Below are 14,794 nucleotides of genomic sequence, written 5' to 3'. Positions count from 1 at the left end.
GTGGAATAGTTATTTAAAATTCATGACTTATAAATAAAGGAGAAAGTAAAATAATGAATAGTAATACAATTGAAAGACTACAATTAAATGAAGTTAAAGAATTAATAAAAATACATTGTGTAAGTTCACTTGGAAGAAATCTAATAGACAAATTAACTCCTAGTGGAAATATTGAAGTAGTAAGAAGAAAATTAAAAGAAAATAAAGAAGCTAGAAAAATAATTGAAAACAGTAATCATATACCACTTGAAGGATTGTTTAATGCAGGTTCTACAATAGATAAAATTGAAAAAGGAATGATAATAGAACCTATTGAACTTGTAAATATAGAGGATTTTTTAAGAGGTTGTAGGAAGATGAAAGCTTTTATGTTAGACAAAGAATTTTATTCGCCTACATTAAGTTCTTATGCTTTAAATATAACAGAATGTAAAAACATAGAGGAAGAGATAAACTACTGCATAAAATCAAACAAAGTTGATTCTAATGCAAGTAAAGAATTAAAAAAGGTAAGAAGAAATATAGAAATTACAGAAGGAAAAATAAAAGATAGATTAAATAAGTTTATAACATCAAGTATAAACAAAAAGTATATACAAGAGTTTATAATAAGTAAAAGAAATGATAGATATGTAATACCGATTAAATCTTCTTATAAAAATGAAGTTGATGGTACTATATTAGATACTTCATCAAAAGGAAATACTGTATTCGTTGAACCAATAAGTGTGTCAAATTTAAGTACAGAATTGACTATGTTAAAAGCCGATGAGACTATTGAAGAATACAAGATATTATCTTATTTAACAGAGCTTATATTTGATAAAATAGTTCAGATAAAGTTAAATATAGAAATACTTTCTGAATATGATATGGTATTTGCAAAAGCTAAATATAGCCAAAAAATAAATGGTATTACTCCAAAAATAAACAACAATGGATATATAAAAATAATCAAAGGTAAGCACCCACTTTTAACAGGAGATGTAGTACCTTTAGATTTTGAAATAGGTAAAAATTATAGAAGTCTTGTAATAACAGGACCTAATGCAGGTGGAAAAACTGTAACTCTTAAGACTGTTGGTCTATTAACTTTGATGGTTCAATGTGGACTTGATATTTCTGCTAAAGAAGACAGTGAACTAAGTGTATTTGAAAAAGTATTTGTAGATATAGGAGATAATCAAAGTATTGAAAATGCTCTAAGTACTTTTTCATCACACATAAAAAATATTGCAGAAATTATGAACTCATCAAATAATTCTACACTTGTTTTATTTGATGAGATAGGTAGTGGAACTGAACCTAATGAAGGAGCAGGACTAGCAATATCATTACTAGAAGAGTTTTATAGTATGGGATGTATAACAATAGCATCAACTCATTATGGTGAGATAAAAAAGTTTGCTAACTTGCATCCAGAATTTGAAAATGCAGGTATGATGTTTGATAAAGAAACTTTAGAACCATTATATAAGTTAACAATAGGAAAATCTGAGGATAGTAATGCTCTTTTTATTTCTAAAAAAATGGGAATAAAAAATAAGGTATTAAGTAGAGCTAAAGAATATATAACTGATAGAAACTACAATTTAGATTTAGTTAAGAGAAGTAAATTACAATCCAATACTGAAAATAAAGATAATATTGAATTTATTTCCCATTATACAGAGTATGATACAGGTGATAAAGTAAAATTATTGGATGAAAATGACTTTGGAGTTGTGTATAAACCTAGAGATAAGTTTAATAATGTAGAAGTATTATTTAAAGACAATTTTGTATTAGTAAATATAAAAAGATTAGAACTTAGTATAAAAGCAGAAGAGTTATATCCTGAAGGATATGATTTAAATTCATTGTTTACTAGTTTTAAAGATAGAAAATTGGAAAAAGACATTCAGAGAGGTTCAAAAAAAGCTCTTAAACAGATTCAAAAAGAAATTAAAGAAAATAGAAAACAAATATAAAAACACAAATGACTATTTAAAATGTAAATAATTATTTTACAAAACATGAGTAATAAATGCGATTATTTTTGCGTATTTTACTCATGTTTTTTTGTGTGTAAAAATTTATACTTTAAACATAGATGAAATAATATTAAAGGAGGTATAAATATGGATGTTCTATTATCTGTAAAAGATGTAACAAAGATTTATAGTAAAAATAAAAAGCCAAGTTTGAATCATGTTTCATTTGAGGTGAATTGTGGTGAATTTGTTGGAATTATGGGGGCGTCAGGTTCTGGAAAAACAACTTTACTAAACGTATTATCTACAATAGATAGTGTAAGTAGTGGTGAGATAGTAATTAATGGTGTAAATTTAAAAGAATTAAATAATAACTCTACTGCAGATTTTATAAAGGATAATATTGGATTTATATTTCAAGAATACTTTTTGATTGACAGTTTGAATGTTTTTGAAAATATAGCTGTACCACTTACTTTAAAACATATGCAACCAAGTGAAATTGAAGATTCTATCAAGTTATTGACAAAACGATTTGGAATAGATTCAATTTTGTATAAATATCCAAATGAGTTATCTGGTGGTCAATGTCAAAGGGTTGCTGCAGCAAGAGCGATTATAAAAAAACCATCTATAATACTTGCAGATGAACCAACTGGAGCACTTGACTCAGTATCAGCAAATGAGTTACTAAAAACACTAAGTGATGTAAATCGAGAATTAAAAACTACTATATTGATGGTAACGCATGATGCTTATGTAGCTAGTTTTTGTAATAGAATTTTGATTTTTAGAGATGGTAAAATTATAGATGAACTTCAAAAAAATGAAAAAAATCATAAAGATTTCTTTGAAGCTATAGTTAGTAAGACCACTAAACTAGAAGAAATATATTAATATACATTAAAAGGAGGTAATAAAAATGAATATATATAACATTGCTAAAAAGAATCTTAAGAAAAACTTTTCGTTTTATTCATTGTATTTGTTTTCTGTAGCTTTTATACTCATGATATTTTTTAGTTTTGTATCTTTTTCTATGAATGATATTATAATGAATAAAATTTCATCTGATGGAAGAGTCGAAACTATGACAAAAACTATTTCAATTTTTATAATTTCATTTGTATTGTTCTATATGCTTTACTCAAATAGATTTTTTATAAGACGTAGAATGAGAGAGCTTGGCATATACACCTTGATGGGATATAGAAAATCAAATATATTAAAATTAGTTATGATAGAAAATGTATTTATTTGTATAATTGCTTTTATTATAGGTATTTTAACTGGCTCATTATTACATAAGTTTATTATATATATAATAGTGTATTCATTAAATTTAAATATAGATAGTTCAAAGATACTCTTTTTTAATAAAAATGCTATTATTTCTAGTCTATTATTTTTAATTGTTATATTACTTGTACTATATTTTTCAAATTGGAAATTGATTCGAAGAAATTCTCTTCTTAATTTAGTAAAAATAGAGCAAAATGAAGAAAAACAGATTAGAATAAGACCTTTGATAGCTTTTATAGGTATTTTTATGCTTGTATTAGGATATGTACTAGCTTTTGATATGACTAGAGGAAAGGATTCTGTTTGGTATAGTATTGGATTTTCTCCAATTGCTATATTGACCTTACTTTGTGTAGTTGTTGGAACTATTTTTTTTATAAATTCATTTTTACCTTATATTATTAGAATATTAAAGACTAAAAAAAATCATTTTTATAGAGAAATACAGATTATTACAATTCCTAAGTTTATTTACTCCATACGTTCTAATGCAAAAACATTAATTTTATTAACTTTACTGTCAGCAGGAACATTATGTATATTTGCGTCTACTGTTTTATCAATTTATTATCCTGTAGTAGCAGTTTCTCGTATAGTACCTTCTGCTATCGAATTTAAGGTAGAAGAAAAAATTAATGTTGATAAAATTATTAATGCTGTAAGAGATTATGAACTAGTAGAAAATTTTAAATACAATGAAACAAATATTATAAAGGTAAATTCTTCATCAAAGAATTTACCGATTGAGTATTCTATTGGCAAAGATAAAGGAAGAATCTCTGGATTTGATTGTATATCAGAGTCTGATTATATAGAATTAATTAAACAACAAGGGAAAAAACTTGATTTTAAACCTCTAGATTATAATGAAAGTATATTAGTAAAATATAGACCAAGTAAAAAAAATGTGGACAAAGGGAAAATCCTTAATTTAGATTTATATTCAGATAAAAAAGTAGATGTAGTTATAAAAGATACTACATTGAATAATCCAATTAGTTTCTCTAATAGTATTGGGACATTAATAGTGTCAGATAAATTATACAATGAAATATCTAGATATAATAATCTATCAAGAAATTCTATCATAAGTATTGATGGAAAAGGTATGAGAGATAATAAAGAAATTTATGAAAAACTTAAAAATTTATTAAAGGATAATCCATATTTTATAAGTGCTTACCAAAGAAAATTTGAAATTGTGCATGAGAGTAGTTCGACTTTTTTATTGATTAGCTTTCTTTCTGTTATATTTTTTATTGCTACAGGAAGTATGTTGTATTTTCACAGTATTTCTAATGCCATTTATGATAGAAACAGTTTTAATATATTGAGTAAAATAGGATATAGTCAAAAAAATATAAAGAAAATAATTAAGAATCAGATTTTAGTGTTTTTTTCTATACCATATATATTAGGGATGTTACATAGTATCTTTGGATTAATTGCTTACAAGTCTGCTTTAATAGATAATATATTAGGAAGTAATACACCTGTAATAATTCCAATAGTATTTGCAATTGTAATATTTACACTCGTATATGTAGGATATTATGTCTTGACGAAGTATTCTTGTTATAAAATAGTACTTAAAAAATAGTATTAAAAATTTTATAAAATATTTGGAAGATAGAAGATAAGCATCGTATGTATAAATTAATTTACAAGTTATGTAATGTTATCATATAATTAATTATCAGAAAGGAGTTAATATGTTCAAAGGCAATTATAATAAAAGAAAGATTTTTATATTAATAAATCAATTATTGATAGTATTATTTCTAATTTATGAATTTTTTAATGATAAAAATATTAAAAGTATTTCCATTTTCACTCTTTTACTTGTATCTATTATAGTTGTTGATATAATGTACATTGAATTAATTAATTTGAAACAAAATAGAGTGCTTGTACAATTTACAAACTTGCTTGTTTTGATTTCTTGGTACTTTTTATTTTTACTTGATAACAATAAAATATCTTCTGAATTAATTTTTTTTCTAAGTCCCATTATTGTTTTTGAAAGTGTAAGATTCTTATTTGTATTTTTCTTTCAAGATTACAAATACAACTACCAGAAAAGCTTAGAATTTATATTGAAACTTATGTGTGTTTTGACAGTCGTTTCAAAATTTATTGATAATCATCTGTTTGCACTACTTTATTTATTACAAATAATTATAAGTTTTATAAGCTTTATATTCTTAATCATCTTATATAAAAAGACTGTGATACTTGTTTTAAAGTGTGAGAAAAGAAATTTTATATATTCAGCTATTTTATTATTTATATTTCTTGTATATGCTATAGTTTTTGCTAAAAAACAGGAATATGTTGAGAATCTAGGAATGTATTTAATTGTATCATTAGCCATATTTAGTATCCATAATATTGCTATAAAGGATAAGGGTGATATAAAACAAACTACTATGCTAAATGGTAAAAAAAGATTGATTTTTATTTCTCTAATAAGTGTATTTTTTGTTGGAATTGGAAAACTATTAGACCTTAATATAATTACATGTTTTATAATAATACATTGTATATTTTGGTTTACTTTACTTTATTTTATTTTAATTTGCACAAATATTGATGATATCATCTGCAATAAAAATTCAGTAGAAAAATTTAATGTACAAGAAAGTAATTTAATAAATAATCTAATGCAGATATATAATGAGGAAGAACTTAAAAAGGATTTTTCCAATTATTTACATGACGAAATATTACAAGATTTACTGTCAATTAAAAATATGATGAAAAAATCTGAAAAGCCAGATGTCAAATATATAATCGTAAGTACATTAGAAAAATTAAATTTATCTATTCGTGACCAAATGCAAAATTATCATCCAATATTATTAAAAACACTTACATTAAAAGAAAATATAGAAAATATGTTTGTTATGATTAGAGGCAATTATTTATCTAAAAATATAGAAATTTGTTTTACATGTGAAGATAATATATTTTTGGCTGAGCCATATAATTTTATTATATACCGTATATTAAAAGAGTTAGTAACAAATGCTTTTAAACATTCAAATTGTTCTAAAATCGAAATTTCACTAATTCAAAAAAATAAAGATATAATTCTTTCAGTATTAGATAATGGAGTAGGAGTGGAAAGTGAATATGATTTAATAAGACATCAAAATAATGGGCTATCATCTATTCAAGAACAATTACATAGGTTAAATGGCGTTCTTAATATTGATAAGACAGCTTCTGGATTGAGTATTAGTGTAAAAATTCCTATGGAAGGAGAGAACTATTATAAATATTTTATTAATAGATGACCATGTGTTATTTGCAAAAAGCTTAGAAATTGCATTGGAAGATTATACTGAAATAGAAAAATTTATTTATATTAAAGATATTTCCCAGGTAATTTCAATAATTAAAAATGAAAAACCCGATATAATTCTTATTGATATTAATTTAGGAAAGATTGATAATGATGGGTTGTCTCTAGCAAAAGACATTATAAGAATGATACCTAAAGTAAATATAGTCATGTTAACGGGTTATGATTTACCTGTATATAAGTATGAAGCTCAAAAAATGGGTACTAAAGGCTTTATAAATAAAAATATCGAGCCAGATAAATTTATTGAAATATTAAATCAGATTCAAAATGGATATAATTATTTTCCAGATGAAATAAAATATATTGAAGAGCTAACGGATAGAGAAAAATTAATATTGCAATTTCTATATAATGGAGTTAAGAGAAAAGATATAGCAAGTCAATTATATTTAAGTGAGCGAACAGTGTCTAATCATATCCAAAATATTTTTGATAAACTAAATGTATCTTCTTCATTAGAAGCTGTCACAAAGGGAGTTCAGCTTGGATATATTAAACTTAATATGCAATAAGAAAAGTTTGTAATTTAGTAAAGGTATTTGATTGTCAATTTTTATCTAATATAATAATTAAATTTAAATAGAAGTTTTTATCTTTTAAAATATATATAAAAAGGCTATCTAAAATAAAATTTTAAGATAGCCTTTTTGTTAACATATTTTCATAAATCCAATAATTAGTAAAATCAAACCACTTAACCAAGATAAATTTAGATTTATATTTTTAACAAATACATTTCCTAGTAAACAACCAAATGATACTGCTATTACATTTGAAATTAGAGAAAACAAGATAACTTGTATATAATTTACACCTACAAGACCACTCCCAAATCCAATAGCTAATCCATCTAAGCTTAAAGCAAGTGCAAGTGTAAATGCTTCAGCAGATTTAAGAATTTTAGATTTATTTGTATCTAAAGTATCAGGTTCAACACTGACATTAAAATTTAATTTAAGGTCTAGCATATTAAATTTGTAATCTTTTGAATGTATGGATTTTTTCTTAAAATAAGATTTAAAGAAACTCTCAACTAATCGAGCACTTCCTAATAAAAATAAAATTAAAAAACATATTAACATTGTTATATTTTGAGGTAAGAAGTCTCTGGCTATTGTACCTGCAAAAAGTGAAATTGCCAAAATTGCTGAACAAACCACACTAATAATTATATTCGAATATAAAGGAACTTTAACTTTATTTACGCCATATCCAAAACTTGTTACAAAGGCATCTATACAAAGAGAAGTCACTAATAAAATTGATTCAATCACAGTAGATTAACATCCTTTCTCTTAAATTTTGTACTTATATATTTATAGTATTGTAAAAAGAGATAAATTGTTACAGATAAACCAATAGAGTGTTGATAAAATTTCAACATTTTGCAACACCTAAAAAACAAAAAACTCATATTATATAATATAAAACCAAACATAATAAAGCAGGTGAAAATAATGGAGCAACATAGTGAGGTTGAGAATTTTGGTAATCTATTGAAGACGTTATTAAAAGAAAAGTCAACATCAATGGGAGAATTGAGCAAAAAAAGCGGAATTGATAAATCTACTATATCTCGAATAGCAAATAATAAACAAAAACCAAATATAAATCACCTAGAAAAGATTGCAATACACTTAAATGTAAACTTAGAAGAGCTATTAAAAGCATCAGGATATGAATTTAAAAACAGTAATAATAAACAAATTTTTAATATAGATAGCGATTTTAGTAACTTTGATGATGTACTAGGATTTGCAAATTTAATTAATGATAAAAATTTCAACGGAAATATTGAGAAAGAGTTAAGTAAATGCAAGTTATATGTTCAAACAGATGAAGGGAAAAAATTACTTTTTGATAATTTTAGTAAAAAAATAGATTCCATAGAAAAACAAGGTCAATTTACAGATAGGCTGAGAGATATGTATGCTGAATTTTGTACAGGAAAATTAGGAATAAAGAAATATTTATTAATTGGAAGTATGTTGCTTTACTTTGTTATATCAACAGATGTTATTCCAGACTTTGTATTTCCAATAGGATTTATGGATGACTTAGTAGCATTAAATATGGTTACAAAACTACTTAGAAAAGATAAGTAGTTTTGTAATTATACTACTTTAATGAAGATGACAAGCAAAGGTGTTGAGTATAGATAAATTTTACTGTTCATCTAATGAGAAATAACTTGAAAATTTTAAAATAAACAATTTAATATATATTTTGTATGTATTTAAGTATATAAAATAAAATAATATCCAAACTAATACAAAATAGTGATAATTTTTTTGTACTGGAGGATATTTATGAATTGCAAATGGATATCTAAAATAGATGAAAGAAAAAAATGTCATAGAGAAGCAGATTCTTCTGGATATTGTATTTTTCATAAAGAAAATAAATCTAGTGAAGATATAAAACTAATGATGGACAATATATATAAGGAAGAAATAAATGAATTTAATGGCTTTATATTTGAAAATAAATTTAATGCAGAAGAAATATTAACTTATGACTATAAATTATTAAATTTTTCTGAAACAATATTTAAACAAGAAGCAAATTTTAGAAAATATCTTTTTAAAAAAAATGTTATTTTTAATTATACAGATTTTAGGGGTCAGGTATTTTTTAATGCTTGTGTATTTTTAGAAAATTGTGATTTTAATAAAACAAAGTTTAATAAGGTATATATAAATGATAAGATATTTGAAAAAGTAAAATTTAAAGGGCCTGATTTAGTAGTTAATAAGGTAGAAAATTTTCCAAGAATGGATGGAATAATTTTTAGTATGTGTACAAAATTTATACTTAAAAATGTGGAGTATGGAAAAAGTGAATGCAAGCATGGAAAAATAAATTATAGAATAGCTAGAAATCAAGCTACAAAAATTGGAGATTATGAGATGATAGGACCTTACTATTATAAGGAAAGAATTTATAGTAGTAAAATGATAAAACGCTCTGATTATCCAACTCTCAGCAGTTATTTAGTTGAAAAGTTTTTTGACCAAATAGCGCACTATACTACAGGTTATGGAGAAAAACCATGGAATATATTATTTGTGATTATAGCTATAATAAGTAGTTTTGCCCTATTATATCTATTTGTAGGTATAGAAAGTTCAAACAGTACACTTATAACTTTAAATATAAATAACTTAGGTAATTATTCAGCAAGTGAAATTTTTAAAACGTATATAGATTTGTGGTATTTTAGTATGGCTACATTTAGTACAGTAGGATACGGAGATATGGTTGCTACAAGTTTGATTGGTAAAGCTTTAGCAGGTATAGAAGTATTTTTAGGAGTTACAATAGGAGCAATTTGGGCATCTGTGATTATTAAGAGAATGATAAGATAATATCTGTGTAAATATGGATAGGTATTAATTACTAGATATAAATTGGACTAAAGAGGGAAAATTTAAATATAAATATACTTAATAATCCAAGAAGGTGAAAAAATTGAAAAACGGAATAAAAAAAATTTTAACATTAACTCTGATTCTAGCATTTATAATACCAAATTATTCATATGCTGATGAAAAATCCGTAGACAAATACTCAAAAACATCTATACTTATAGACCAAGAAACAGGTAGAGTCTTGTATGGTAAAGAACCTGATATGAAGGTACCTTTAGCAAGTTTAAGTAAGATGATGACTTTTTTACTTGCAATAGAGGCTATTGAAAATAAAGAAGTAAAAGAAACTGACATAATAAAGATAGACAAGTCCATTGCTTCAGTGAAAGGTTCAAGCTATAAACTAAGAGTTGGTGAGGAAGTGCCACTTATAGAACTTATGAGAGGTCTTATGATTGTATCAGGAAATGATGCCGCAATTGCTATAGCAAAACATATTTGTAAATCTAAAGAAGCATTTGTAGATAGGATGAACAAAAAAGCAAAAGAAATAGGAATGACTAATACCCATTTTTTAAATCCAAATGGTCTTCCAATATATGATTTAAGTAATCCAAAAAAACCAGCAAAAGAAAATATATCTACTGCAAGAGATATATCTATTCTTGGAAAATACATGTTTGACCATTATGAAAAGCAAGTAACAGCTATAACTGATATGGAAACCTATACAAACTCAGATAGAAGCTTTGAAAAAAGCAATACAAATGCACTATTGAGAATTATACCTGAAGTTGATGGTATAAAAACAGGGTACACTGGGAATGCTGGTTATTGTTTATCATTTTCTATGATTGTTAATAAGAATGATAAAAATGAGAAAAAACGTAGAGTAATAGGCGTTGTATTAGGTGCTAATCATAAAGATAAAAGAATATCTTCTTCTTTGGCCATGTTAAAATATGGAAAAGAGAATTTTAATATGAAAAAAGTAATTGATAAAGATAGCTTTATTGGTAAGAGATATATAAAAGGAATGAAAGAATTAGAGGTTACTTTGAAAGCCAAAAATGAACTTTATACAATATTAAAAAATGATGAAAATATAAAATCCGAAGTAAAAATTAAAAATATGGAGTATCCTGTTAAAAAAGGTGATACTATGGGTACTATAAAATATTACACTAGCTCAGGTGATTTACTTGGAAGTGTAGATATAGTTAGTGATAATAGTGTTGATAATATACCATTAAAAACAAAATTAAAAATGAAATTTGCAAATTAAATTCAAAAAAATGGTATAAAATATACAAAAAAATATAAAAATAGAAAATATGGAAAAAATATTGTTATTTTTTCACCTCTATGATATACTACTAGAGGTGAAAAAATAAAATAAATCACACACAGCATTGGGATCCTTAAAAGGTGCCTATTACATGGTTTTTTAGGGAGAAGATCAAGCTGGAGGTATAAAACCAGGAGGTAAATATGTCAGTAATATCAATGAAACAATTATTAGAAGCAGGTGTTCACTTCGGTCACCAAACAAGAAGATGGAACCCTAAAATGGCTAAGTATATATTCACAGAAAGAAATGGAATATATATAATCGACTTACAAAAAACAGTTAAAAAAGTTGAAGAAGCTTACAAGTTCACTAAAGAAGTAGCTGAAACAGGAAAGCCAATCTTATTCGTAGGAACTAAGAAACAAGCTCAAGATGCGATAAAAGATGAAGCTGAAAGATGCGGAATGTACTTTGTTAATGAAAGATGGTTAGGTGGAATGTTAACAAACCACAAAACTATAAAAACTAGAATAAATAAATTAAGAGAATTAGAAAAAATGGAAGAAGAAGGCGTATTTAACGTTCTTCCTAAAAAAGAAGTTATAAAATTAAGAGCTGAAAAAGAAAAACTAGAAAAGTACTTAGGTGGAATAAAAGACATGCCTGAATTACCAGGTGCAATGTTCGTAGTTGACCCAAGAAAAGAAAACATAGCTATTCAAGAAGCTCACAGATTAGGTATACCAGTAGTTGGTATAGTTGATACAAACTGTGATCCAGAACAATTAGACTTTGCTATACCAGGAAATGATGATGCAATAAGAGCCGTAAAATTAATAACTGGTGCTATGGCAACAGCTGTAATTGAAGGTAGACAAGGTGCTGAAGAAGAAGTAGCTGAAGACCAAGAATAATAATTTGACAATTAAATGGTAAGGGTTGCCCTTACCATTTATAATATGGAATAGAATAAGTAGGAGGAAACTTAAAAAATGGCTAATATAACTGCTCAAATGGTAAAAGAGTTAAGAGAAAGTACAGGCGCAGGAATGATGGACTGCAAGAAAGCTTTACAAGAAGCTGAAGGAAATATGGAAAAAGCAGTAGATTTATTAAGAGAAAAAGGATTATCAAAAGCTGCTAAAAAAGCTGGTAGAGTTGCTGCTGAAGGTCTAGTTGCAATAGAAATGAACGATGATAACACAGTTGCTTCTATGGTAGAAGTTAACTCAGAAACAGATTTCGTTGCTAAAAATGAAGACTTCAAAGTGTTCGTTAAAGATGCTGCTTGTATGGCATTAGCTACTGATAAAGAAGATATCGCTTCTTTATTAGGTGAAACTCATAGAGAAGGAATAACTTTACAAGAAGTTTTAAATAATAGAGTTGCAAAAATAGGTGAAAAATTAGACTTTAGAAGATTTGCTAAAGTTGTAACTAATGGACAAGTTGCTGGATATATCCACGGTGGTGGAAAAATAGGTGTTCTTGTTGAAATGGAAACAGAAGCTAGAGATGCTAAAGTTTTAGAATTAGGTAAAGATGTAGCTATGCAAGTTGCTGCTATGAATCCTAAATACGTTTCAAGAGATGAAGTAGATGCTGAATACATAGCACATGAAACAGAAGTATTAACTCAACAAGCATTAAATGAAGGAAAGCCAGCTAATATAGTTGAAAAAATGGTTAAAGGAAGATTAGAAAAAGAATTAAAAGAGGTTTGTTTATTAGAGCAAACTTTCGTTAAAAATCCAGATATAACTGTTAAACAATTAGTAGCTGATGTTGCTAAAGCAGTAGGTTCTGATATAAAAGTTGTTAAAGTTGTGAGATTCGAAGTTGGTGAAGGTATACAAAAGAGAGAAGAAAACTTTGCAGAAGAAGTTGCTAAGCAACTTAAATAATAACCAAAGAGAGAACACGCAGGTGTTCTCTTTTTTAAAAAATAGAAAAAATGGATATGAAGGATTGAAATAGGAGGTTTCTGATGGATAAACCAATGTACAAAAGGGTATTGTTAAAATTAAGTGGAGAAGCATTAGCGGGAGCAAGAGGTTTTGGTATAAATAATGATGTAGTTAATGATATTGCTATTGCTATTAAAAAAATACAAGAAATAGGTGTTGAAGTGGCTGTAGTTGTAGGTGGTGGAAACTTCTGGAGAGGTAGAACTAGCGAAGGAATGGATAGAACTACTGCTGACTATATAGGTATGTTAGCTACAGTTATGAATGCAATGGCATTACAAGATGCACTAGAAAATATAGACGTTGCTACAAGAGTTCAAACTGCTATAGACATGAGACAAATTGCAGAACCATATATAAGAAGAAGAGCAGTTAGACATTTAGAAAAGGAAAGAGTTGTTATATTTGGTGCAGGAACTGGAAACCCTTACTTTACAACAGATACAACTGCTGCTTTACGTGCTGCTGAAATGGAAGCAGAAGTTATCTTGTTAGCTAAAAATGTTGATGCAGTATATGACAAGGATCCAAAAGTACATGCAGATGCTAAGAAATTTACAGAGTTAAGTCATATGGAAGTTATACAAAAAGAGTTAAAAGTTATGGATTCTACAGCTACATCTTTATGTATGGATAATAAGATTCCAATAAAGGTATTTGAGCTTACAACAGAGAATATAATAAGAGCAGTAAAAGGTGAAAATATAGGAACTACTGTAAAATAATGAAGAATGAAGGAGGAGTAAAATTATGAAACTAGAAATACATAAGCAATTAGAAGAGAAAATGAATGGGACAATTGATGCTTTAAAGTTCGAATTTGGAACTATAAGAGCAGGAAGAGCTAATGCACAAATGTTAGACAAAATAAGAGTTGATTATTATGGAACTCCAACTCCAATAAATCAAATTGGTGCTATATCTGTACCCGAGCCAAGAATATTAATGATATCTCCTTGGGACAAATCTGCTATGCACGAAATAGAAAAAGCTATAGCTAACTCAGATTTAGGATTAAATCCATCAAATGATGGTGAAGTTATAAGACTTTCTGTACCTGCTTTAACAGAAGAAAGAAGAAAAGAATTAGCTAAAAAAGCTAGTAAAGCTTCAGAAGAATTTAAAGTTAGAATAAGAAATGAAAGAAGAGACGCCAATGAAAAAATTAAGAAAATGGAAAAAGGCGGAGAAATAACAGAAGATGAATTAAAGAAAGCACAAGATGAAGTTCAAAAAATGACTGATAAATTTATAAAAGAAATAGATGCATTATTAGCTAAAAAAGAAAAGGATATAATGGAGGTATAATATTGAAAAAATATTATAACCTTTTAGGTCTTCATATAGATGAGGTAAAACAATATTTTGATGAACGAAATGTAGCTTATACCATAAAATCTATTGAAGGTAAAAAGGATAAAGATAAACTTGTAGTTCCTAGAGTTATAAAAATATCTGAGATAGGTGATAGTGTAGAACTAATAATCACATACTTTTCTGACTCCTTAATTTAAGGAGTC

14 protein-coding genes are annotated in these 14,794 nt (G+C 26.4%); 13 read left to right on the top strand and 1 reads right to left on the bottom strand.

The annotated features are described in order from the left end of the window. Nucleotides 1-53 precede the first annotated feature (53 nt). The 5 genes from KGF46_RS11680 to KGF46_RS11660 all read left to right on the top strand — a co-directional run bounded on the left by KGF46_RS11680 (nt 54) and on the right by KGF46_RS11660 (nt 7,157). Nucleotides 54-1,970, top strand: coding sequence for an endonuclease MutS2 (locus tag KGF46_RS11680; RefSeq protein WP_227829513.1), 1,917 nt, complete (start codon nt 54-56; stop codon nt 1,968-1,970). Nucleotides 1,971-2,120: 150 nt separating this feature from the next. Then, nucleotides 2,121-2,870, top strand: a complete 750-nt coding sequence (locus KGF46_RS11675; RefSeq protein ID WP_227829512.1) for an ABC transporter ATP-binding protein — start codon at nt 2,121-2,123, stop codon at nt 2,868-2,870. A gap of 25 nt (nt 2,871-2,895) precedes the next feature. Continuing rightward, nucleotides 2,896-4,875 carry an FtsX-like permease family protein gene (locus KGF46_RS11670; protein WP_227829511.1) on the top strand — a complete coding sequence of 660 codons (1,980 nt, stop codon included), beginning with the start codon at nt 2,896-2,898 and terminating at the stop codon, nt 4,873-4,875. A gap of 112 nt (nt 4,876-4,987) precedes the next feature. After that, nucleotides 4,988-6,574, top strand: coding sequence for an ATP-binding protein (locus KGF46_RS11665; RefSeq protein ID WP_227829510.1), 1,587 nt, complete (start codon nt 4,988-4,990; stop codon nt 6,572-6,574). A gap of 4 nt (nt 6,575-6,578) precedes the next feature. Next, nucleotides 6,579-7,157: a response regulator transcription factor gene (locus KGF46_RS11660; RefSeq protein WP_304521140.1), complete on the top strand. Its 579-nt coding sequence runs from the start codon at nt 6,579-6,581 to the stop codon at nt 7,155-7,157. A gap of 138 nt (nt 7,158-7,295) precedes the next feature. Here KGF46_RS11660 and ytaF read toward each other — a convergent pair whose 3' ends face one another. After that, on the bottom strand, nt 7,296-7,919 hold the full coding sequence (ytaF, locus tag KGF46_RS11655) for a sporulation membrane protein YtaF (RefSeq protein WP_227829509.1): 624 nt from the start codon (nt 7,917-7,919) through the stop codon (nt 7,296-7,298). 183 nt (nt 7,920-8,102) lie between these two features. Here ytaF and KGF46_RS11650 point away from each other — a divergent pair, with 183 nt between their 5' ends. From KGF46_RS11650 to KGF46_RS11615, 8 genes are all read left to right on the top strand, one after another. Beyond that, a complete protein-coding gene (locus tag KGF46_RS11650) occupies nt 8,103-8,750 on the top strand; it encodes a helix-turn-helix domain-containing protein (RefSeq protein WP_227829508.1) in 648 nt (215 codons plus the stop codon). Nucleotides 8,751-8,954: 204 nt separating this feature from the next. Continuing rightward, nucleotides 8,955-10,013 (top strand): potassium channel family protein, encoded by a 1,059-nt coding sequence (locus KGF46_RS11645; protein WP_227829507.1) that lies wholly within the window; start codon nt 8,955-8,957, stop codon nt 10,011-10,013. Nucleotides 10,014-10,116: 103 nt separating this feature from the next. Then, nucleotides 10,117-11,301, top strand: a complete 1,185-nt coding sequence (locus tag KGF46_RS11640) for a D-alanyl-D-alanine carboxypeptidase family protein (protein WP_227829563.1) — start codon at nt 10,117-10,119, stop codon at nt 11,299-11,301. Between the two features lie 206 nt (nt 11,302-11,507). After that, complete coding sequence (rpsB, locus tag KGF46_RS11635; protein WP_003424537.1) at nt 11,508-12,221, top strand: 30S ribosomal protein S2; 714 nt, start codon at nt 11,508-11,510, stop codon at nt 12,219-12,221. Between the two features lie 78 nt (nt 12,222-12,299). Then, complete coding sequence (tsf, locus tag KGF46_RS11630) at nt 12,300-13,211, top strand: translation elongation factor Ts (RefSeq protein WP_021384993.1); 912 nt, start codon at nt 12,300-12,302, stop codon at nt 13,209-13,211. Nucleotides 13,212-13,294: 83 nt separating this feature from the next. After that, a complete protein-coding gene (gene pyrH, locus KGF46_RS11625; protein WP_227829506.1) occupies nt 13,295-13,999 on the top strand; it encodes a UMP kinase in 705 nt (234 codons plus the stop codon). Nucleotides 14,000-14,024: 25 nt separating this feature from the next. After that, nucleotides 14,025-14,582: a ribosome recycling factor gene (gene frr / locus KGF46_RS11620; protein WP_227829505.1), complete on the top strand. Its 558-nt coding sequence runs from the start codon at nt 14,025-14,027 to the stop codon at nt 14,580-14,582. A gap of 2 nt (nt 14,583-14,584) precedes the next feature. Next, entirely contained in the window at nt 14,585-14,788 is a 204-nt protein-coding gene (locus KGF46_RS11615; RefSeq protein ID WP_227829504.1) for a hypothetical protein, read from the top strand. Nucleotides 14,789-14,794: the final 6 nt, after the last annotated feature.

The organism is Clostridioides sp. ZZV14-6153 (genome assembly GCF_020657855.1).
Taxonomy (GTDB): Bacteria; Bacillota; Clostridia; order Peptostreptococcales; family Peptostreptococcaceae; genus Clostridioides.
The sequence above is the reverse complement of the archived record's forward strand: the minus strand, read 5'-3'. Positions and strand labels throughout refer to the sequence as shown.

Excerpts from the sequence above, each read along its gene's own strand:
- KGF46_RS11680 (WP_227829513.1), top strand. The coding sequence starts at position 54 with ATGAATAGTAATACAATTGAAAGACTACAATTAAATGAAGTTAAAGAA.
- KGF46_RS11675 (WP_227829512.1), top strand. The coding sequence starts at position 2,121 with ATGGATGTTCTATTATCTGTAAAAGATGTAACAAAGATTTATAGTAAA.
- KGF46_RS11670 (WP_227829511.1), top strand. The coding sequence starts at position 2,896 with ATGAATATATATAACATTGCTAAAAAGAATCTTAAGAAAAACTTTTCG.
- KGF46_RS11665 (WP_227829510.1), top strand. The coding sequence starts at position 4,988 with ATGTTCAAAGGCAATTATAATAAAAGAAAGATTTTTATATTAATAAAT.
- KGF46_RS11650 (WP_227829508.1), top strand. The coding sequence starts at position 8,103 with ATGGAGCAACATAGTGAGGTTGAGAATTTTGGTAATCTATTGAAGACG.
- KGF46_RS11645 (WP_227829507.1), top strand. The coding sequence starts at position 8,955 with ATGAATTGCAAATGGATATCTAAAATAGATGAAAGAAAAAAATGTCAT.
- rpsB (WP_003424537.1), top strand. The coding sequence starts at position 11,508 with ATGTCAGTAATATCAATGAAACAATTATTAGAAGCAGGTGTTCACTTC.
- tsf (WP_021384993.1), top strand. The coding sequence starts at position 12,300 with ATGGCTAATATAACTGCTCAAATGGTAAAAGAGTTAAGAGAAAGTACA.
- pyrH (WP_227829506.1), top strand. The coding sequence starts at position 13,295 with ATGGATAAACCAATGTACAAAAGGGTATTGTTAAAATTAAGTGGAGAA.
- frr (WP_227829505.1), top strand. The coding sequence starts at position 14,025 with ATGAAACTAGAAATACATAAGCAATTAGAAGAGAAAATGAATGGGACA.